Genomic DNA, 22,119 nt, shown 5'->3' with positions numbered 1-22,119 from the left:
AAAAAAAGGACAGAAAGAGTTAATTTAGAAGTGTGAAAACCAAAAAACTCTATTCCGTCCTGCTGAACAAATATACAAAGGAATTTTCAGATATTCCTATCCATTATGTTCACGCTACTTTGTTGCTTATTAGCTGTATTCTGATAAAAGAAACTGTTAATCTAAACAAATTAAAAAATCAAGTAGGTATTTTTTTAAATTCTCCTACTGTTCAAATTGATTCTCATTATAAACGGCTTACTCGTTATTTTTTGGATGTCTATGTTCAAAAAACACTATGGAAGCTGATTCTAGTTTTTAGTATAGGCTCTTTTTTGAATAGAAAAGACATAAAAAAAGAAATTTTCTATCTAGCTATGGATGGTAGTGTTTGGCAATTAGGGGAATATACCTATCATGTTTTGGTCTTAAGTGTTATTTATAGAAAAATGGCTATTCCTATTTTTTGGATCAATTTAGAACGAAAAGGTAGTTCTACTGTTGCTCATCGTAAAAGTTTATTAGCATCGGCTTTATTGTTATATCCTTTTTTAAAAAGATTTACAATTTTAGCTGATAGAGAGTATAAAGGTAGAGTTTGGTTTAGGTATTTAGAAGAACAAGGATATACTTACATTATTCGTCTTTGTAAGGGAGATTATCAATTAGAAGTTAAAAAATACCACAGCTTACTTAAAAAAGCTAAATCAGGCAAACTAGTAAGCCAAGAATTTGAAACTGACTTTGCAAAAAAACTAAAAATAGTGATTTCTTATAATGCTCAAGCAGCAAAAGAAAGTGAAAAGTTTGTCATTTTATTAACCAACAAATATCGTTTAACAAAGGAGAAAATTAGTGCTATCTATTATCTCAGATGGAAAATAGAGTGTTTATTTAGACATTTGAAAACAAATGGATTTCATTTAGAGGAGTTAGGAATGGTAAACCCAAGAAAAATTCGTGTTCTAATGGCATTAGTAATTGCATCTTTTTTACTCTGTATCTTAGAAGGAGTAAAAACAAAACAAAGAGTAAAAAAAGACAATGAATCCTTTTACGAGTCTGTTTTTAGAATCGGATATGGAAAAGTAGTATTTTATGCTACTTCTATAGACAAAATATTAAAAATAATAACCCAATTAGTGCAAAAATCTAAAACTCAAAATACAACCTAAATTAACACATGTCCAGTACTGTAGGGGAATTTATCTATGAAAGTAATACCAATAATGATTGGTGTTATTGGAATAGTAGCCCTAAAATAATATTTCCAAAAAACTATACTATTGTAGCTAAAAGCAACTGGAAAACAGGTTCATATTCAAGCTATGGTCTTAATCTTATCAATAATAATACAAATTATATGATTTTTTCTTTGAATAAAGAAGGAAAAACAAATATTTCGGTACGTCATTATGATAAATACACTGATAATGATTGGGATTATAAAATTTTCACAGACAAATCAAATGCTCATACACAACGCATAGAAGTAAAAAATGGAAAATATGAGTATTATATTGATGATAAGTTTGTAAGAAAAGGAAATTTAGCTCCATTTGATTTTAATTATATTGGCTTTCGTCTTTGTGATCGTCAGACAATTGGTTTTGAAGAAATTAGTATAAAAGATAATGATACAGGAGAATATCTTATTCAAGAGTCCTTTGATAACCCTTCTTCACAAACTCTTTCAGACTGGGATGTTGATAGTAAATTCAGTTATATATTTGAAAAAAAAGATGGAAAGTTTGTAATGAATCATAATCAAGATGAATATTGTCATCGCACAGAAGCATTTTTACCTACTGTACGCCAAGATGAACAATGGGAGTTGAGTGCAGATGCAACTTGGAAAGAAGGAGGACAAAAAGACTTTGGTATTTTATTTATTTCTGGAGATGGCGAAATAGGCGAATTTATGATTACAAGTACAGGAAAAGCTGTTTTCAAACTTGTAGGACAAGATAATAAAATTACTTATAATACAAGTTATGCTTCGACAGGCTTTCTTAGTACAGGTAAAGAAACCTATCGTTTGTCTATCAAATCATTGGGAAATAAAAAAATGGAGTTTTTTGTAAATGATAGAAAAGTATTACAAGAAAAAATGCTCTTTTCTAAAATTGAAAAAATAGGATTGATTACCTGTGGAGAACAAATTGTGGAATTTGATAATGTCAAATATGAAGAAAAGTAATCATCTTAATAAACATACATAAAATTTGAACCTAAAAAAGCCCTTTCAATAAAAATTGAAAGGGCTTTAATTTTGTGAGCCTTCTAACGGGATCGAACCGTTGACCTATTGATTACAAATCAATTGCTCTACCAGCTGAGCTAAGAAGGCTTGTTTTTCTTTGGTGATACAAAGGTAATAGCTTATTTTGACATAGACAAATTTTTCCACAAAAAAATATTAGTTTTTTTTAAAAAAAACACTACTTTTATGTAATACCTTGAACACACTCCATGTCATTACAACTCATACAAAGAACATTAAGTTATTTCAATTCATTTTCATACACTAATTCAATGCAAATAAAAAAAATAAACCCTGTAGTTTATAAAATATCTATGCTATTTCTTATTCTAGGAAGTATCTATTTTTTTTCAAAAACCTCCCATAATTATTACACTCTAATTACCTCTCCTTACCAACAAGAATATAGAGAAACAGTTACTTCGCTTGCTACACAGTTGTTATTGGATAATAAAAACCCCTATCAAATAGAAAATCAACCTGAATATGCTCAAGCCTATGGTATTATACAAAATATAATTGCGTATCCATTTGCTTACTTATTTGGTTCTTCTCTTCAAACCCATAGATTAGTTACATTAATAGGAATACTTTTGAGTTGTTTAGTAGTTATTTTGTGGCTTAGGAGATTAGAAATACCTTTATTAGTTTCTTTTGCAGGACTACTTACTTTGTATTTGAGCTTTTTTTATAACGTATTACCTATAAATAGACCTGATTCTTGGGGTTTATTTTTTATGCTTACTTCTATTTATATTCCATTCAAATATAATTATTCTTCAAAAAGTTTAATGGCAAGTATAATTTTAGGTTTAATTGCTTTTTATACAAAATCATATTTTGCTTTAGGAATAGTAAGTGTTGGAAGTTTTGTATTTTTCTTTATTTCTAAGAAAAAAGGACTAATTTATACCCTTATCTTTTTAGTTACTTTTGCATTATCTATTTATGTGATAAGTTATATTTATCCATTATTTTTTTACCTCACAATATTATCTTTTCTCAACTATCCTGCAGAAAATGGTTGGGCTTATGCAAACATGCAAGCTCTTACTTTTTTGTATGTTAATAAATTTTTAATTCTATTATTTTTCATAAATATTTTTCTGTTTTTTTATTTAAAAATAAAGAATAATAAACCATTTAATTTAAAGACAAATATAAATTTTATTGATTTTGATAAAGGACTAATTATTACAAGAATACATCATTCTACTTTATTAATTATTTATACAACTTGTCTTTTTTTCATAATTGTACATGTTGTTTTGGGCAAAAATGATGGTGCTTTTTTAACTTATTATTTTACTCATATCACTCCATTTTTTATACTAACAGCATTAGTTCTGCTATATAAGTTTGAAAACAAACTGATAATTTCATTTGGTATTTTACTTCTTTTGCTTAATAGTTGGAGTGTTGATAGACTTCTGTACTCACCCTTTTTAACAGAAAATGAAGATAAAAACTGGAAAAAAACCATCTCTTATATAGAAAGTAGCTCCCATGTAATAGGCTCACCAACAGTCTCAAATTTGATTAAGGAAAATAATCTACAAGTATATGAACAAGGTTTGAGCTTACAATTTGTATATGCTGCTAATGTAAAAAAGCCTATTTTAAAATCCATATTTCCTAGATATAAGGAAATTGATCAAGTAAGCAAACAATTTTATCACAAAATAGACAGTAATATCATTAATCAAAACTTTGATTTGATTGTTAATGAAAAAGATAAAAATATTATTTCTAATACAAAACTTATCACAAAATACTATACAAAAATAGATACTTTAACATTAGCAATGCCTTTTACTGGGCAATACTACTCCATAGAGTTTTGGAAACCTAAAAATGATTAAAATATCACTTCAAAGCCTCTACCATTTTATTTGTATTAAACTCTATCATTCCGATATAATTTTCTTCTGGTGTTCCTGCCTGTCCCATTGCGTCAGAAAAAAGAGTTCCTCCAATCTTTACATCAGCACCTTTATTTTTTGCACCTTCCAAAACGGCATTAATCGCTTGTGGCGAAATCGAACTTTCTACAAAAATGGCTTTTATTTTTCGTTCTACAATAAAATTAACCAAATTATTCATATCCGAAATTCCTGCCTCCGAAGCCGTCGAAATTCCTTGTAATGCCTGTACTTCCATTGCATATTCTTTTCCAAAATAATAAAAAGCATCATGAGAAGTAATCAAAACACGTTGATTTTGAGGAATTTCTAAGATTTGAGCTTTTACTTTTTTATCTAATTCTTCTAATTTCTGAATATAAATTTTACTTTGTTTATCAAAATATTCTGCACTAGAAGGTTGTTTTTTAGATAACGCTTTTACTACTAAAGGAACTGTTTGTTTCCAAAGATTGACACTCATCCAAATATGTGGGTCGTGTGTATTTTGTCCTACTTCTCTCAAAACAGATGTATCAATGGCATCTCCTAAAGCAGTTACTGATTTTTGAGAAGAAAATTTTTCTAAAATCTCTGCCATTTTTCCCTCTAAATGCAACCCATTATAAAAAATCATATCAGCTTCTGTCAGACGACTAACATCATTTTGAGTAGCTTTATACAAATGTGGATCGACACCAACTCCCATAAGAGCTTCTACATTTGCAGAATCGCCTACAATATTTTTTACTAAATCGGCAATCATTCCAGTTGTACAAACAATTTCTAGCTTTTTTGTAGAGTTTTGAGAGGATTCAGAAGTCTGTTCTGTCTTTTTTTCTATGCAACTAGCAAGAGAAAAGATAAGTAAAATAGAAAACGATAAAATTATTTTCGATAAATTCATTGATAGTACAAGTTTAAGGGATATTTTTCTATTACTTTAATTCTACAAATGTATCGTAAAATTACCTAACCAAAAAACACAACGTATCCTTAATTATGAAAAATCAACAAATCACTACCTTTCAAGGTCATAGAGGCGCACGAGGACTAGCACCCGAAAACACAATCCCTTCTTTCAAAAAAGCACTAGAATATGGCACTCAAGGATTAGAACTTGATATTGTTTTGACAGGAGAAAATCAATTTTTAGTTTCTCATGAGCCTTATTTTTCTCATGAGTTTTGTTCAAAACCTAATGGAGAAGCTATTTTGAGAAAAGAAAAACTAAAACATAATATTTATAGAATGGATTATGAAACCATAAAAAAATATGATTGTGGCAAACGTGGGCATATTCGCTACCCAGAACAACAACCTCTACCAACTGTCAAACCTCTTTTAAAGTCTTTTTTTGAAGAAATAGAACGATATATTTTAGAAAATGAACTACAAAAACCATTTTATACATTGGAAATTAAATCTGATGCAGCTTGGTATGGTTTTATGCAGCCTTTGCCTTCCAAAATGGTAGCTTTATTTATTAAAGAAATTACAGAATATCCATTTTACACAAAAATAAAAAATAGATTATTGATAGAATCCTTTGATGTAAATATTTTGAATGAACTTCATAAACAAACTCAATACACAGATACAAAATTTGAAATCGGTTTTTTAGTAGAAAATAAACTTTCTATTGAAGAAAACTTAGCCAAATTAGATTTTATTCCGTCAGTTTATGTTCCCTATTATAGACTTCTGACCAAGAAAAAAATAGCAGAATTGCATCAAAAAGGCTTAAAAGTTTTTACATGGACAGTAAACAACACCGAAAAAATGGAAAAATTAGTAAAATGGGGAGTTGATAGCATTATTACTGATTTTCCAAATAGGATTCCAAGTAAAGTAAAAACTCAGATTTTAGAAGTCAGAAGTGAATATTAATTTCAAATTATTTTTCGAATAACGTAGGGGTAAGCTATTTTTGCTGCGTCATAGATACAAAGTTAGAAGCCAAAGTTTAAAAATTAGAAGTAAAACCGAAATAGATAAAACTTATTTTCTATAAAAAATATGAGCAAAAGTAACAATGAAATAAAACTTACTGACCAGCAAATCGAATATATTGCAAGATATATTTCGAAAGAGCCTAGTGAACTTAGTGAGTTACAAAAAATACAGGTAGAAAAATGGCGTAAAGAAATTCCTTTTTTTGAAAAAGAATTTCAAAATTATTCTCGCTTGTGGGAAGAAAGTAATCGCTTTGGAAAAAAAATAGACAAAGATTATTCTCCCAATGTAGAAAAAGGTTGGCAAAAGCTAAGTATGCAAATCAAAGAATACGAAGCGAATAAAGTCAGGAATAAAAATTCAGACTGGGTAAAACCTACAATTACTCAAAAATCAGCAAAATCTGTTTCTATTTGGAAAGAGGTTATGAAAATTGCAGCAGTTTTAGTTATCGGTTTAGGATTAGGTTGGTGGATTAATTCTATTCAAAATAATTCTAATTCTCTAACAAACTCAAATCAAATTATTGTTCATCAACATTCAGATACACCTTTGGTTCTGCCTGATGGTTCAAAAATTTGGCTTAATAAAAATGCAACCGTTTCTTATTCAAATGATTTTGGAAAATTTGCAACTACACAAAAACGAAATTTAAAACTAAAAGGAGAAGCCTTTTTTGATATTGCTAGAGATGAAAATCACTCTTTTATGATTGATGTTGAAGGAAAAGCAGAAGTTGAAGTTTTGGGAACTTCTTTTAATATTAATCCTTCTGATGGCAACATTGAAGTTACGGTAGCTTCTGGTAAAGTCAGTTTTAAAAATAATAGTGTTTCTAAAAATGACAATACAGATGAGTCAGAACAAACTTCTATTTTACTTACAAAAGGCGAAAAAGGAATTTTGTATGACCAAACTAAAAGCCGTCCAGATTCTTTACCTAGTCTAATTCGTTTGGAGAAAAATGACGATGTAAATTATTTAGCGTGGCTCAATCATCGTTTGGTTTTTGAGAATATGCAAATGCAGGAAGTCGTAGATAAAGTAGAAAATTATTACAATATTCGTTTGAAATTGGAAAATCCAAGTTTGAAAGAATGTCGTTTTACAGGAACTTTTGACCAAACACCATTAAACGATGTTTTGGAAACCCTTTCTTTTGGAGCAAATCTTCAAATCAAAAAATCAGATTCTATTACTTATTTACTCTCGGGTTCGGGTTGTAGATAAATTTATGTACCACAGACTTCCTAGTCTGTGTATAAAACAAATACTTAACAAAATACTCTCACTCTAAAGAGTGAGCTACATTAATCACTAATACAATGAAAAATTATTTCTTTTTCATCCTTACTTTTCTTTGTCTTTATTTTATTGGCTTTGAAAAAACTGCTTTTGCTCAAACCAATTCAAAAAACATTTTAGAGCAGCCTGTTACAGTAGTTGCTCAAAATGAAACATTAGAAAATATTCTTTCTGATTTATCAAAAAAATATAATGTTCGTTTTTCGTACAGTAATTCTCGCCTTCCACTTCAAAGAAAAATCACTCTCAATGTTTCAAATATTCCTCTAAGAAAAGTTTTGAGACAAATTTTTGAGCCTTTGAATGATGAGAATACACAAATTCAGTTTCGTTTGATTAATGGACAAATTGTAATTCAGGCAAAATCAAATCTAGCCGAAACAAATACAGAAGAGCTAGAAAAAAACAAGAAACCTCAAATTGCTTCTCTGCCAAAAAATCCTTTAATCATTGATAAAAAAGATAAAACTTCTAAAACTGCCAGCGTTTCTACAAAAAAGAATGAAATTAATGATAAAAATGATGTAGAATTAATCGAAAAAAATACAGTTCTTGATAGTTTAACAAACTTAGGACAAAATGAAATTGAATTATCAAAAATTGATTCATTAAAAAACCTAGAAAATCAATTATTAGACAGTACAAAAACAGACAAGACAGATTCTCTTTCCTTTCAAGAAAATAAAAATTCCAAATTTGCCAAAACAGATTCATTAGTTGAAGCTTTTCTTGATTCTGCTGCTTTACAAATTACCTTGATTTATCCTTTGGGAACAAACGGAGCTAAAAGTCCATATAAAAACAATCGTTTTTCACTCAATATTTTGGCTGGTTATAATGGTTCTGTTACAGGTTTTGAAGTGGGAGGATTTGCAAATATTCTTAAAAAAGATATAAAAGGCTTTCAAATTGCAGGTTTTTCTAATATTGTAGGAGGAAAAACAACAGGTTTTCAAGGCTCTGGATTTGCCAATATTACAAAAGACAGCGTAGAGGCTTTCCAAGCAGCAGGGTTTATGAATATGAATGGGAATGCTACAAAAGGTTTTCAAGGTGCAGGATTTATGAATGTTGTTAATGGAGATTTTGCAGGGTTTCAAGCAGCAGGTTCTACAAACATTGTAAATGGAAATGTACAAGGCATTCAAATAACTGGATTTATGAATGTAGCTAAAGAAAATGTCGATGGCGCACAAATTTCAGGCTTTTTGAATATTGCAAAAGATGTAAAAGGCATTCAAATTGGTATTATCAATAGAGCTGACACTGTAAAAGGCTCACAAATTGGAATCATAAATATTGCAGATAGTGTAACAGGTGTGCCGATTGGTCTTATTAATTTTGTCCAAAATGGCTATCGTTCTTTTGATGTGAGTGCTAGTGAAGGGTTTCATACTACTCTTTCTTATAATATTGGAGTAGATAAATTCTATCAAATCGTTTCAGCAGGCATTCAGATGAGTGATAAGATGCGTTGGGGAATTGGTGGTGGACTAGGAACTCGTTTTCCAATTACTAAAAGTCAAAAAACACACGCAGGTTTTGAGCTTATGGCATACCATCTTAATGAAGAAAACTGGACAAACAAACTCAACCTTTTAGGACAATTAAAATTCAAAATCCATCATCAAATCAGTCGTCAAGTAGGTATTTTTATTGCTCCTACACTTAATGTTACAGTTTCTCAAATCTATAATGCTGAAACAAATACGTATGGGACTAACTTTGCACCTTACAGTTTTATAGAAGATACAAGTAGCACAACCAATTCATATAACAATAATACTACAAACACTAAAATTTGGGGTGGAGGTTTTATAGGAATATCTTTTTAATAAAGTCAGATTTTAGAAGGTAGAAGTAAAGGCAAATACAGTTTAATAAACAGTACTTGTCTTTACTTCTTATGTCTGAATTTTCATTTTTTCTTTTATTTATTTTCACACCTCAAATCCTTTACGTTCTACGCTCCTATCTTTGTAATATAATAAGAGGCTAAAGAAAGACAATTTATCAAATTCTCCTTTTAATCTTAACTACAAAAAATCTTATCAATATTATATTAACTATTTAGAAGTATGAGCAAGCTACAAAGAATCGCAAAAGCTATCGAACGTGAAGCAGACTATCGCAAAGAACGTGTACTTTTATTTTGGAAAAAGAAATATAAAAATATGTGCATTGGAGTTACAGCTAATCCAGTGGCTACAAAAAGAGAACTCGGAAAACCTAAAACATGGATTTGTTGGGAAGCAACAACAGAAGAAGAAGCTCAAAAAATAGCTGATTATTTTGCTAAAAAAGGAATGCAATGGAAATATAAAGAACCTGCTCAAACGGTTTGGGAATCATTGTATGTTTATGTAGTCTAAATATGATTTTAATCTATAAAATATAAATAATATTACTTTTTTTTGATACTGACATTAAAAAAAATACTAAAGCGAAATTAGTTTTCGATTTTTTCAATACTGTCAGACTGGTTTGCAAAAATCCTATCTCTCTCAGTCATTTTTTAGAAAAAAACAGTTCCATAAAGACACAAAATTCTCAATGTTAGGTAAAGTCATCGTTTTATCATACTTTTTATACTAAAAATGGTTGTTTAAGAAACAATTTTAATTAAATTTAGGTAGTTCTTTTTTTAGAACTGTTTATCAGCGCAAAAAAATCAAGAAAATACTTGTTTAACTAATTTTTTTTTGCACCTTTGTATCAGATTAAAGACAAAACATTTTTGGCTTTTAATCCTTTACTTAGAATCGAATTGGAAAGCGACGATATCTAAATTAAATGCTTTGGTTTTATTACTCAATTTACAATCCTTATTGTCGATTGTTTTATCAATTTTAGCGCACACCAGTCATTTTATTTTTTGTTCTAGCTTTCCAGAACTGATACAACAGAAAAGGCTATCTTTTATTTTTTTAAAAGAATAGCCTTTTTTTTGTGGAAATACTTTTTTAACAATAAGGCTCTAAGAGGAATTGAAGAACACACAAAAATACAGTGTAAAATCAATTTTTTAAATCAAAGAAATAACTAAATTTGTAATCCGTTATAAAATGTACAATACGCTTTAGCGTGTTCAGAAAAAGCATACAGAAATTTGTAAAAAATGCCTACTCCAACTAATTTAAAGTCTTCTTCAAAAATTTCAATCAACACTAGAAAGTGGGAAAATATCATGCAATTAGTTGTCCTTTTTTTAGGACTAATTTTGATTAATATTCTTGCTCAAAACCATTTCTTTCGTCTTGATTTGACTTCTGAAAAGCGTTATACCATCACAGAATCTTCAAAAACAATTTTGAAAAACTTAGAAGAACCTGTTTATATAGAAATTTATTTGGAAGGCGAACTCAATTCTTCTTTCAAAAGACTCCAAAAATCAGTCAAAGAAACGCTACAAGAATTTTCGATGTATGCAGGAAAAAATATTCAATTTACCTTCATCAATCCAGAGCAATTTTCTAGCAATCCAGAAGAACAAAGTCGTTATTACAAGCAGCTTGCAAATCGTGGAATCCAACCTACGACGGTTTTTGAAACTGTTCAAGGTAAAAAAGTTCAGAAGTTAATTTTTCCTTCGGCGATTGTATCTTATAAAAATAAAGAAAAACCCGTTTTATTATTGAAAGGAAACCGAACAGCTTCTCCACAAGAACAGCTCAATCAATCCATTGAAAATATTGAATATGAGCTGATTTCTGCCATTCAAAAACTGAGTAAAAAACAAAAAAGTAGCGTTGCTTTCATTGAAGGACATGGCGAACTTTCCAATGACAGACTTATTTCACTGACACAGACGTTGAGTGAAAATTATATTGTAGAACGATTAAATCTAAATGAAAACCTAACCAATTCTTTCAAATCAGATAATAAAACTCAGAATTCTACTCAGAATCCAATTCAAGATTTATCACAATACGATGCCATTGTCATAGCAAAACCAACGCTTTCTTATACAGACAATGACCGTTATCAGCTTGACCAATATTTAATGAATGGAGGAAAATTACTCTTTTTTATTGACCAAGTTCAGATGAATTTGGATAGTATTGCACAAGGTGGAACGTATGCTTTTGCGTATAATTTGGGACTCAATGAAATGATTTTTCGTTATGGTGTTCGTGTCAATCAAAACCTTTTGCAAGACACACAATCAGGACAAATTTTGGTAAATGTAGGTCAGATGGGAAATAAAGCTAATATTCAGCCCATTCCATTTCCCTATTATGCCACAACAGCCAGTTTTTCGACGCACCCAATTACTAAAAATATGGATGCTTTGATGTTTAAATTTGTTAGTACATTGGATTCTGTAAAAGCTGATGGAATTATTCAAACGCCTCTTGTTTTTTCTTCTCAATATGCTCGTATCAAAAAAGTTCCGACACTTATTTCTTTGGATGAACTAAAACTAGACTTAAACCCAAAACTCTATCAAACGTCAAACCTTCCAGTTGCTTATCTTTTGGAAGGAGAATTTACTTCGGCTTTTAAAGGACGTTTTCCTCCGAGTGGTTTTTCTGAAAAAGATTTTATCCAAAAAGGAAACGATTCGAAGGTTTTGGTGGTTGGAGATGGTGATTTGCTTTCCAATGATTTTGATAGAAGAACTCGCCAACCTTTGCCGATTGGTTATGATGAAATAAGTAAAAACACCTATTCCAATCAAGAATTTTTCCTCAATACACTTTCTTATATGCTTGATGAAGGTGGAATTATTACTTCTCGTACAAAAGATTTTGAAATTCGTCCTTTAGATACTTTTAAAGTACAAGAAGAAAAAAGTTATTGGCAGTTCCTCAATTTAGTTGTTCCAAATGTAATTATTTTAGTTTTTGGTTTGGGATGGTATTTTTGGAGAAAAAAGAAGTATGCTTAACCAAAATTAGTTCATGTTCGTTATATTAACGAAAAAACCTCTTAAATAAATAAAATTATGACACTTGAAGAAAAAAAGAAAATCAAAGATTTAGTTTTAGAAGTAATGGAAACAGAAAAAGATTTTTTGTATGATATTATTTCTGAAGTTGTAAATGAAAAGTTACAAGAAAAAGAAAGAGAAGAAAAAATAAAATCTATTATAAAAAGAGATTTTATACGTTTCAAAGAAACTTTTAAAGCTTTATCATAATGGAATTATTACGAAAAAAAGATATTATTCTAATCAATAAACTTACTATTGAAGATGTAGGAGGAAATTTTGTTCCTCCCCAAAATTTTCTTCACGAATCTAATTTAGATTATTTGATAGAAGCAGTAGATGCAGAAATGTTTGGCGATAAAATGTACCCAACTATACATCAAAAGGCTGGATTGTATATGTACAATATTATTGCAAATCATATTTTTCAAGATGGAAATAAAAGAACAGGATTAGAAAGTGCTTTGTTATTTCTACAATTAAATAATTATGACTTAAAAATTTCTATTAAGTAGTTAGACATAATTATCGTAACAATTTTCCTTTATATATAGTAAAATCAATTTTATACTTTTTACTATTGTATTTTTTTAGAATATTTTTTACAGCTTGATGTAAGTCTTCTTTACTCGTGAAATCTTGAGGTCTTAACCACTCTATTTTGATTTTTCTCCATAGTGTTTCTATGGGATTCAAATGTGGACTGTAAGAAGGTAAGTAGAAAATAAGTACTCCTTTCTCTTCCCATTCCTCTATTTTCTCTTCTATTTCTTTAGAAATATGCCAAGGTCCATTATCTAACACTAGAACAGTCGTTTTTTCAATTGTTTCTACAAACTGATCTATACAATCAATGATAACTTTAGAATTAATGTTTTGGGTGCTTACAAAACTGCTTAGTTCTCCACGCAAGTTAAGCAATCCAAATACATTTAAATTACCTCCCTTACTACTTTTAATGCCTACTTGTTCTCCTATTCTACACCAACCATAAGGAACATTGGGTTCTAAATTGAAGGAAGACTCATCACAAAAACGCAAATCTATACAGCCTGCTAAAAATAAAAGAATGAGAAATTCTAAACTACGTTTTTTTTCTTCATATACAACAGGGTCAGGTTTCTTAACAGTTACTTTTCTGAAGCGTTTCCAACACCATTTTTTTTTTAAGCAACCTTTTTAAAGTCTTGACTGACATAGATTTACCCAATTCCTCTTCCAATTGAGAAACAACTACTTTCAAACTTTGAGGACTGGCTTCAACTAGAGATTCTACTTTATTCATTTCTTCTTCATTATCTATACGAAGAATAGGGCGACGACCTTGTCCTTTACTCGTCTCTAATCCTGCTATGCCCTCTTTTTCATACCGATTAAACCAACGAATAACTAATTGGCGAGTAACTTGATAAAAATCCATTATCTCACTAACCTTTTTTCCTTGATGGCTTAAAAGAATGTAATGACAACGAGTACGGAAAGTTGATGATTTACCTTCTTTCCAACCTTGCTCTAAGGAAGATACTTCCTCTATACTCAAACTAATAAAACGTTTTTTTCCTCTCATAAAACAAAGATAAAAAAAATATTTAATAATTTTGTCTAACTACTTACAAATGATATTCTAACAGACTTTACGCTGTCCGTTGCAGCAGGAGAAAAAACACTAGAAGAAGTCCAAAAATGGTTTGAAGAGAGTAAATGAAAAAATAAAATTTTCTGCTGTTCCTCGTTTCCATTTATAGTTTCAGTAAATGGTCTGACCTTTAGGACTAAGCTATTTATTTGAGAAATGTCTCGTAATACAACAAACTCACAACATACAAGAGAAGACAATTAATCATTGTTTTTACGTTTTTTTGGAATAAAAGGCAATTCTTATTTTTAAGTTTGGGTTTTGGTGCGTAATTTTGAACTATTGAAAAACTATCTATTTACACAAAACGTATAGGATAGCCATTAATCATTGATAACTAAACATTAATCATTATTGCAACTATGTTAAAACAATTCAAAACTATCTTGGCTTTTGCTGCACTTTTAGTTTTCTTTACAGCTTGTGGTGAGCATAATCAGCCTGCACCAAACAAAGGACAAAACTTAGAAAGTGAGCGCATTTATGGAACAAGCAGAGAAGCAGAACCAGAACAACTTCCTAACCAATATGACGATCCAGAGGGAATCAATGACCGTTCGAAAGCAGTTTATGCAAAAATGTATGCTCCTAAGGAAGTAAAAAGTACAAGACAAGACTACCCTGTAAAAGAAACTGGTAAAACAGAAGAAGTAAAAGTAGAAGAAACTACAACAGAGGAAGCTACAACTACACAAGAGTAATCTTATATCATTTTACTTTTTCGTAAATATTAAAAATTCCTATTTTAAATAGAACAAAGTGAGTTTTATTGAAATAGGATTTTTTTTTGCTTTTTTTTATAAAAAAATCTTTTAACGAAAAATAATAAAAAAGGTTTGTGTTTTTTGCAACCAAAATGCCATCTTGTAGGGTCATTATACTAGAAATTAGATAAATTTGTAGTATAAGAAATCTTATGAAGTAAATGTATCTATTTTTTTTGCCGTTAATTAAAATTAATCAAAACGGTAAGAGTACATAAGAAGACATTTCAAAAAGTTTAAAATAGTATTAATACATGATTCTATACCCACATAAATATATATATATTCTACTTCTATTTTTATTCACTTTTATAGGAATAAGCTTTCAAGTAGAAGCACAAAATCAATCCGAAAAAACCAGAATAAGAAAAGAAAGTAAAAAAATAGTTCCTTCAAAAAATCAAAACAATGCACCCAATGAAGAAATAACCTATTTTTCAAGTGATAGTGTAACCATTTCTCATATTCATTTGGAATGTCATAAAAAGACAAAAGACAGAATTATTCTACGAGAGCTTGCCATACATGAAGGATATAAAATTCACAGAAAAGATATAGAGGAAATTTTGGAACAAGAATCAAATAAGATTTTTAATACTCGTCTTTTTGTTACAGTAGATATTTTTTATGAGGAATTTAGAAAAGGAGAGTTAGATATTATTATTAGTTTGACTGAACAATGGTATATTTATCCTATTCCTTTGATAGAACTTGCAGACCGAAATTTTAATGTTTGGTGGAATCAGCAAGACAGAGATTTGAGGCGTTTGGAATACGGAATTAGAGTAAAACACAATAATTTTAGAGGACGCAAAGAAGAACTATCATTTCTTTTTCAAACAGGTTTTACAACCAAATTTGACCTTCGTTATTCTGTTCCCTATATCAATAAAGCACAAACTTTAGGACTTAATATGTCTATTGGATATGCCGAAAATACCAATGTAGGCTACATTACAGATCGTGATACGCTTCGTTTTATAGAGACTTCCGAAAGAGATGTACTTAGTTCTAGGTTTTATAGTGGTCTTTCTCTGACAGCTCGTAGTCGTTTTTATGACCGTCATACTTTTTTTGTGGGTTACAAAAACCAAACTATTGCTGATACAGTTGCACAATTAAATGGAAACTTTTTTGGAGAAGGAAAAACAAATCAACGTTATGTAGAACTGGAATACAATTTTTTTAGAGATTTGAGAGATAGAGCTAATTACCCACTAAAAGGCTATTATTTTTTATTTTCTATTCAGCAACAAGGCTTAGGAATTGAGAAAAATGATTTTAGCTTGTTTACAGCTCGCACTGAATTTGCCAAATTTATTCCTCTTTCTAAAAAATTCTTTTTTCACTCTTCTGCTACCATGAAAATGACTTTTGCCCAAGATACACCTTATACTAATTTGCGTGGAATTGGATATGGGCGTGATGTTATTCGTGGTTTTGAATATAATGTAACAGAAAGTGAGCAGCACGTTATTTTGAAAAATACACTTCGTTTTAAGCTCTTTGAAAATACATTCCGATTGGATAAAATGCCTTCTCAGTTTTCCAAAATTCCTGTTGCTATTTATCCAAAACTTTATTTTGATGCAGGATATTCACAGCTTTTGAATCCTTATGAATCAAATTCACTTCCTAATGAATGGCTTTATGGAACAGGTGCAGGAATTGATGTTGTTCTTTACTTTAATATGGTTTTGAGAGCAGAATATTCATTTACAAGTACAGGAATTTCAGGTCTTCGTTTTGGATGGAAAGCTGATTTTTAGAACTTAACCTTTTTTACCAATCTTTTTCCTTCTAAAATTCTGTTTTTTCATTAAAAATGAATAGATTTATTTCTTTATAATTTACTTCGCCGTTGTTGGTGTCCTCACCAACGACACAAACCAACCTTATTTTGTTTGACTTAGATAAATGGCAAGAAATATTTTTTACCATAAAACAAAACAAACTACGTACTTTTCTGACTGCGTTTGGTGTCTTTTGGGGTATTTTTATGCTCGTTTTTATGCTTGGTGCAGGAAGTGGACTTGAAAATGGCGTAAAACAAGAGTTTGCTGGTTTTGCTTCAAATGCACTTTTTGTGTGGTCAAGAAAAACAACAATTCCTTATAATGGCTTACAAGCAGGAAGGCGTTTTCAATATACACTTGCTAATGTAGAAGCACTCAAAAAGAAAGTCAAAGAAATTGAAGTTGTTGCACCACGAATAGAAGTAGGGACAGTTCCGATGAGCTACGGAACAAAGTATGCCTCCTATTCTATGAGAGGAGAAACACCAGAACTTACCCAAATAAACGCAAAAATAATGTTAGCAGGGCGTTTTTTGAATCAAATGGATATTGATGAAAAACGAAAAGTTGCTGTTTTGGGTCAGTCTGTAGCAAAAGAACTTTTCGGAACAGAAACAGTAGAAAATAACCCAGAAAAAATAATAGGAAAATATTTTAAAGCAAGAAATGTCTTTTTTCAGATCGTAGGGGTTTCAAGAGAAGTAAGAGCAGGAAATAGAGCGCAAGAAGAAGAAGAAGCTGTTTTTATTCCTATCACAACGGCACAACAGATTTTTAATATGTCAGACAAAATAGATTGGTTTGTCTGTACACTTAACCCAAAAGCTAATGCTGTTGAAATAGAAAAAGAAGTAAAGCTAACTTTAGGAAGTTATCATTCTGTTTCTCCTGAAGATTTTTCTGCGATTGGTTCGTGGAATACAAGCAAAGAATTTCAAAAATTTGATGATTTGTTTTTATATATTAAATCATTTATTTGGTTTGTAGGGATTTTTACACTTTTAGCAGGGATTATTGGAGTTGGAAATATTATGATTATTACTGTAAAAGAACGCACTCGTGAAATTGGTGTCAGAAAAGCATTAGGAGCTACTCCAAATTCTATTGTTGCTCTCATCTTACAGGAAGCTATTTTTCTGACAGCTCTTCCAGGATATGTAGGTTTGGTTACAGGAACAGCAGTTGTTTTTGGAGTAAATACGCTTTTAAAGACAATGAAAGCTGAAAACCAGTTCTTTGCTAATCCACTTATTCAATGGGAAGTAGCTGTTGGTGCGCTTACTTTACTTGTTATTTCGGGTGTAATTGCTGGTCTTATCCCTGCAATTTTGGCAGCAAGAGTAAATCCGATTGAGGCTCTTAGAGATGAATAATAAAAATTGTAGTTTATTTTCAATACAAATACAAAACTGACTACCTACGATTATCATCATTATCCATCATAGAAAGATAACTATTGTATCTGCTTTTAGCAATATCGCCACTTTCTACGGCTGCAATAACAGCGCATTGAGGTTCTCTTAGATGAAGGCAATTATCATATTTACATTTATTCAAAAGTTCTCTCATCTCTGGGAAATAATGACTAATTTCTGCTTTTTCCATATTCATAAGCCCTAATTCTTTTATACCAGGGGTATCAATGACAAAGGTATTTTCAAAGATTTCAAACATTTCAGCAAATGTAGTGGTATGCAAACCTTTTTCTGTATAGTCCGAAACTTCTTGCACACTTTGAGTAATTTCTGGAGAAAGACGATTTAGTAATGTCGATTTTCCTACGCCTGAATGACCAGAAACGAGCGATACTTTGTCTTTCAAAATAGTTTCAACTACTTTTATATCTTCATCTTCTGTTGCCGAAATAGCGATACATGTATAACCAATTTGCTCATAACGCTGCATCATTTTGTCTTGAACCAATAACTCTTCACTTGAGAGCAAGTCTATTTTATTAAAAATCAAAACAGCAGGAATACGAAATGCTTCTGCTGCCACCAAAAAACGGTCAATAAATCCTGCCGAAGTACGAGGCATTGCAAGTGTAACCACTACAATCGCTTGGTCAAGATTAGCTGCAATAGTATGAGCAAAACCTTCTTTTTTGGGAGATTGACGGTTGATATAATTGGTTCTTTTGTCTATTTTTTCTATCAAGACTGTATTTTCGTCTTTGTCTTCTAAGATTATTTCTACTCTATCGCCAACAGCTATTGGATTGGTTACTCTATCGTTATTTAATCGCAACTTTCCACGCAAACGACCTTTGTATCTGTGATTGTCGTCTGCCAAAACATCGTACCATAAACCTGTTGAGCGCAAAATGAGTCCTTTCATAAATTTTAATATAGTGAAAGTTATCGGTGCAAACACCGACAACGGCAAGGCTTGCCATTATTTGATTGTATAATTTTTACAAAACTACCTTTTTAATCTGTGATTGTAGTAGCTAAAAACAAATAAACTCTAATTTAGTAATTAGAGTTCATAGTTTATCATAAAAAATTAAATTTCATTTGCTGTTATGGCAATGAACAAAAGAAATATGTACGGAGCTAATTTTTACTTTCATCGTTTTAGTTAGCTCTTAGTAAATATTTTTTTGAAAGATTACCTATTTTTTAGTTTGAAAAGAATACAAATACAGTCAAAGGCAAGCCTTTAACCTACAAATACACTATCTGTATTTTACGTTTAAAAACATGTGGGTAAACAGTAGGATTAATAGCCTATTTGGTTTACTCTTATTCTTCTCAATGTTGTATCTTTCTTGGTAGCTTCAATATTATAACTTTCTTTGCTATCATAAAAATTATCTTTTTTAGACATAGAATCTTTTCTTGTTTTATTCTTAGAAGAGTCTTTTTTCTTTCTAATATTTTTACGAATGGTAGAAACAATTTTTTCAGAAGGTGTAGAAACCTTGAGCTGATGACGGTCAGAAAAAAGCACAAAGAAAAATTTTAAAAAAACAAACAAACCTACAAATATAATAGTAGGTAAAATAACTACTATAATTTTAGAATTTGCTATATATCTGAAAATGTGTAACATCTATGAATTTATTGATTATAGAATGAAATAGGTAAGATCAAAAATCTAATTCAAAAATTTTTCTAATTTTGATGCAGCCTCAAAAAGTAAGTTCTCACTGTCTGGAAGGCAACAAAGCATTACAGAAGTAGGCAAACCTGTTTTTCTATCTCTATATTTCCACGCAGGAATTGTAATAGAAGGTAAGTTCATTACGTTGGTAAAAATCATAGACGAAAAAATATTAGGTACTAAAGGAGACATATCTATTTGAATAGTCTGATTATGTTTTAAAGCAATATCTCCAGAAGTCGGAAGAAGTAAAATTCCTCGTTGCCCTATTTTCTTATACAACTCTTCTTTTTCCTTTTTACAAAATTGAATAAGTTTTTCTAAGTCTTTATCCGAAGGCTCTAAAAACTTAGAAGCCAAAAGTACAGAATAAATTTCTTTTGAAACTGTTTTTTCTCCAATTGCTCTACGTAAAGACTCTACAAAAACAGAAATACCGACATCTTTATCATTTCTTAACCAATTATTTAAGCCTAATTTCATTGCTTTTATCATCATCTTACCAAAATTCCAATGAATTTTTCCTATATTTTCTATTTCTAAATTTCTAGGAGTAAGTCCTTCATTTAAAAGACTTTGTTTGGCGTGAATCAAAACTTCTTTTATAGTTTCATTTCTTATTTCTGAATCAAAATCTGTACTTATGAGAAGTTCTGCATTACTCAAATCTTTAGCATCTGTGGGAACTTTATCAGCAATGATTTCATAAACCAGTTTTGCATCTCTGACTGTGTGTGTAATTGGTCCAACAGCTAACCACTCATTCAAATACCAGTCTTCTCGCTCTACAAATGGAAAAATTCCCCTTTTACTGACTGCTGTTCCAGAAGGTTTGAAACCTACCAAACCACAACAATGAGCAGGGTAACGAATCGAACCACCTACATCTGTTCCAATTCCAATAACTGAACCACCCGAAGAAATTAAAGCACTTTCTCCTCCCGAAGAACCACCAGGTATATAACCTTCTAAATACGGATGATTTGTAGTTCCGAAACGTGGACTGCTTGTTTCATGTCCAAAACTAAACTCTGGAGTATTGGTACGAGCGATAATAATTGCACCTTCTTTTTTTAATTTTTGAACTACCAAAGCATCATTTTTAGCTGTTTTGGCTGGCATTCGGATCGAACCTCCTGTTACTTCTTGCCCCTCTACACCTATTGATTCTTTGAGTGAAATGGGAATACCTTCTAATTTCCCTCTTTTTTCTAGTTGTTTTTTTGCTGTGCTTTTCTTAGCATCTTCTAAAGATTCTTTTGCAAAAAGCCCAATCATTGCATTTAACCTTTCATGATTATCAGCAATACTTCTCAATGATTTTTCTACTACATCAAGAGAAGTAGTTTTTCCAGTTGAAAAGCCTTTTAAAAGTGAGGTTGCGTCAGAAAATTCAGGTGTATCTATTGGACGATTAAAATTGTAGTCTTTCATTTTTGGTTGAATTTGTTTTTTTCTAAATCCATAACTATAAAGTCAAAATTTAGAATTTTGTTTGGAGTTCAAAATAAAAAAGTACGATTCATTTCGTTTATCCACTTTTTCATTATCTCAAGTTGTTTTTTAGTTTTGATTTTAATGATTTGAATAGATTGAACTGCATTTGTAGTAAAAATAATTTCTGCTTGATTTAATTCTGTTTTTGTAATTGGTTTTTCTTCAATAGAAATTTCAAAATTACCTTGATTATTTAATGATTTATACGTGTTTTTGTCTATTTGTTTATCTAATAAATAATTTCTCATTGTTCCCATTACACCACCTTCAGAGGGAGGAGGAGTAATAAAATGCAGTTTGTTTTCTTCTTGACTTGATATTTTTGTATCTAAAATAAAAACATTTGCTGCCCCTGCTTCTGCAATTCTACTTTGATTATTCAATAAAAAAACTTCATCAGCCTGTTGTTCTTTTCTATATTTTCCAGCCAAAATATAAGGCAACGCATCAACTTTTTTGAAAGAAGAAAAACTAGAAGGAAAAAGAGGTAATTCTTCAAAAAAAACATAGTTTTTTTGTAATTTTTCTAGTTCATTTGAGTCAAAATAATTTAATTTATTAATTTCTTGTAACACAATCACAAATTCAGATTTTGAGTTTGTGGGCGTATATAATCCTCCTTCAGTTCTAAAAATAGTCAAACGAGCTTTAAAATCAGTTAATAAATCATTTTTTAAAAATTTATTTGTAGGAATTGTTAAATATGTAGTTTTCAGAATCTCACTTTCCAAAAAACTACTTTCTAATTTATCATATCCAAAGGCTTCCATTCCCTTCGAAAGTCTTTTAAAATGATATTTCCATAAGGGAATGGTATAATTTATTGTATTCTTTTTTACACTTGTTACAATTCGAATAGTTTCAAAAAGTGCATCAGCATAACTAAAAGCTCTATTTTGAGCAGAAAAAAGAAGGGTGTTTTTATCTTCATAGATTTTTCCGTTGTGGTTTAACATTTTGTTTTTTGTTTACTAAATTTTATAG

The 22,119-nt window shown here is 30.3% G+C and carries 19 protein-coding genes, 1 tRNA gene and 1 pseudogene; 13 read left to right on the top strand and 8 right to left on the bottom strand.

Going from position 1 to position 22,119, the window contains the following annotated elements; genetic code table 11:
* Positions 1-32 precede the first annotated feature (32 nt).
* The gene (locus ACE193_RS25175) at positions 33-1,154 is read left to right on the top strand and encodes a transposase (RefSeq protein WP_375559008.1); all 1,122 of its coding nucleotides are present in this window, start codon (positions 33-35) and stop codon (positions 1,152-1,154) included.
* Between the two features lie 8 nt (positions 1,155-1,162).
* A complete protein-coding gene (locus ACE193_RS25170; protein ID WP_375560943.1) occupies positions 1,163-2,179 on the top strand; it encodes a hypothetical protein in 1,017 nt (338 codons plus the stop codon).
* Positions 2,180-2,256: 77 nt separating this feature from the next.
* Here the strand turns inward: ACE193_RS25170 and ACE193_RS25165 are convergent.
* Positions 2,257-2,329 (bottom strand) — tRNA-Thr (locus tag ACE193_RS25165).
* 185 nt (positions 2,330-2,514) lie between these two features.
* Here ACE193_RS25165 and ACE193_RS25160 point away from each other — a divergent pair.
* Positions 2,515-4,104: an ArnT family glycosyltransferase gene (locus ACE193_RS25160; RefSeq protein WP_375560942.1), complete on the top strand. Its 1,590-nt coding sequence runs from the start codon at positions 2,515-2,517 to the stop codon at positions 4,102-4,104.
* A gap of 4 nt (positions 4,105-4,108) precedes the next feature.
* Here the strand turns inward: ACE193_RS25160 and ACE193_RS25155 are convergent, their stop codons facing one another.
* Complete coding sequence (locus ACE193_RS25155) at positions 4,109-5,050, bottom strand: metal ABC transporter solute-binding protein, Zn/Mn family (protein WP_375560941.1); 942 nt, start codon at positions 5,048-5,050, stop codon at positions 4,109-4,111.
* A 95-nt stretch (positions 5,051-5,145) separates the two neighbouring features.
* Here ACE193_RS25155 and ACE193_RS25150 point away from each other — a divergent pair, with 95 nt between their 5' ends.
* From ACE193_RS25150 to ACE193_RS25120, 7 genes are all read left to right on the top strand, one after another.
* Complete coding sequence (locus ACE193_RS25150; RefSeq protein ID WP_375560940.1) at positions 5,146-6,033, top strand: glycerophosphodiester phosphodiesterase family protein; 888 nt, start codon at positions 5,146-5,148, stop codon at positions 6,031-6,033.
* A 129-nt stretch (positions 6,034-6,162) separates the two neighbouring features.
* Positions 6,163-7,329: a FecR family protein gene (locus ACE193_RS25145; RefSeq protein ID WP_375560939.1), complete on the top strand. Its 1,167-nt coding sequence runs from the start codon at positions 6,163-6,165 to the stop codon at positions 7,327-7,329.
* 95 nt (positions 7,330-7,424) lie between these two features.
* Positions 7,425-9,239, top strand: coding sequence for a DUF4974 domain-containing protein (locus ACE193_RS25140; protein WP_375560938.1), 1,815 nt, complete (start codon positions 7,425-7,427; stop codon positions 9,237-9,239).
* Between the two features lie 243 nt (positions 9,240-9,482).
* Positions 9,483-9,776, top strand: a complete 294-nt coding sequence (locus tag ACE193_RS25135; protein ID WP_375560937.1) for a hypothetical protein — start codon at positions 9,483-9,485, stop codon at positions 9,774-9,776.
* 746 nt (positions 9,777-10,522) lie between these two features.
* Positions 10,523-12,295 carry a gliding motility-associated ABC transporter substrate-binding protein GldG gene (gene gldG / locus ACE193_RS25130; RefSeq protein WP_375560936.1) on the top strand — a complete coding sequence of 591 codons (1,773 nt, stop codon included), beginning with the start codon at positions 10,523-10,525 and terminating at the stop codon, positions 12,293-12,295.
* 57 nt (positions 12,296-12,352) lie between these two features.
* A complete protein-coding gene (locus tag ACE193_RS25125) occupies positions 12,353-12,547 on the top strand; it encodes a hypothetical protein (protein ID WP_375560935.1) in 195 nt (64 codons plus the stop codon).
* Positions 12,547-12,852, top strand: a complete 306-nt coding sequence (locus ACE193_RS25120) for a type II toxin-antitoxin system death-on-curing family toxin (RefSeq protein WP_375560934.1) — start codon at positions 12,547-12,549, stop codon at positions 12,850-12,852. Before ACE193_RS25125 ends, ACE193_RS25120 begins: the two co-directional genes overlap by 1 nt.
* A 10-nt stretch (positions 12,853-12,862) precedes the next feature.
* Here ACE193_RS25120 and ACE193_RS25115 read toward each other — a convergent pair.
* Positions 12,863-13,429, bottom strand: a pseudogene (locus ACE193_RS25115) (IS630 family transposase); the annotation flags it as partial.
* Between the two features lie 31 nt (positions 13,430-13,460).
* Complete coding sequence (locus ACE193_RS25110) at positions 13,461-13,904, bottom strand: helix-turn-helix domain-containing protein (protein WP_375558679.1); 444 nt, start codon at positions 13,902-13,904, stop codon at positions 13,461-13,463.
* 431 nt (positions 13,905-14,335) lie between these two features.
* Here ACE193_RS25110 and ACE193_RS25105 point away from each other — a divergent pair, with 431 nt between their 5' ends.
* The 3 genes from ACE193_RS25105 to ACE193_RS25095 all read left to right on the top strand — a co-directional run bounded on the left by ACE193_RS25105 (position 14,336) and on the right by ACE193_RS25095 (position 17,906).
* Positions 14,336-14,674, top strand: coding sequence for a hypothetical protein (locus tag ACE193_RS25105; RefSeq protein ID WP_375560933.1), 339 nt, complete (start codon positions 14,336-14,338; stop codon positions 14,672-14,674).
* Positions 14,675-14,991: 317 nt separating this feature from the next.
* The gene (locus ACE193_RS25100) at positions 14,992-16,506 is read left to right on the top strand and encodes a hypothetical protein (RefSeq protein ID WP_375560932.1); all 1,515 of its coding nucleotides are present in this window, start codon (positions 14,992-14,994) and stop codon (positions 16,504-16,506) included.
* A 131-nt stretch (positions 16,507-16,637) separates the two neighbouring features.
* The gene (locus ACE193_RS25095) at positions 16,638-17,906 is read left to right on the top strand and encodes an ABC transporter permease (RefSeq protein ID WP_375560931.1); all 1,269 of its coding nucleotides are present in this window, start codon (positions 16,638-16,640) and stop codon (positions 17,904-17,906) included.
* A gap of 40 nt (positions 17,907-17,946) precedes the next feature.
* Here ACE193_RS25095 and rsgA read toward each other — a convergent pair whose 3' ends face one another.
* From rsgA to ACE193_RS25075, 4 genes are all read right to left on the bottom strand, one after another.
* Complete coding sequence (rsgA, locus tag ACE193_RS25090; RefSeq protein WP_375560930.1) at positions 17,947-18,870, bottom strand: ribosome small subunit-dependent GTPase A; 924 nt, start codon at positions 18,868-18,870, stop codon at positions 17,947-17,949.
* A gap of 384 nt (positions 18,871-19,254) precedes the next feature.
* On the bottom strand, positions 19,255-19,587 hold the full coding sequence (locus ACE193_RS25085) for a hypothetical protein (protein WP_375560929.1): 333 nt from the start codon (positions 19,585-19,587) through the stop codon (positions 19,255-19,257).
* Between the two features lie 45 nt (positions 19,588-19,632).
* A complete protein-coding gene (locus ACE193_RS25080; RefSeq protein WP_375560928.1) occupies positions 19,633-21,072 on the bottom strand; it encodes an amidase in 1,440 nt (479 codons plus the stop codon).
* Positions 21,073-21,140: 68 nt separating this feature from the next.
* A complete protein-coding gene (locus ACE193_RS25075; RefSeq protein ID WP_375560927.1) occupies positions 21,141-22,091 on the bottom strand; it encodes an aminotransferase class IV in 951 nt (316 codons plus the stop codon).
* Positions 22,092-22,119: the final 28 nt, after the last annotated feature.

Origin of the sequence: Bernardetia aquimarina (assembly GCF_042180575.1) — a bacterium.
In the GTDB taxonomy this organism is placed as follows: Bacteria; Bacteroidota; Bacteroidia; order Cytophagales; family Bernardetiaceae; genus Bernardetia.
Note: the sequence above shows the minus strand (reverse complement) of the source record. Positions and strands in the feature narration are given on the sequence as shown.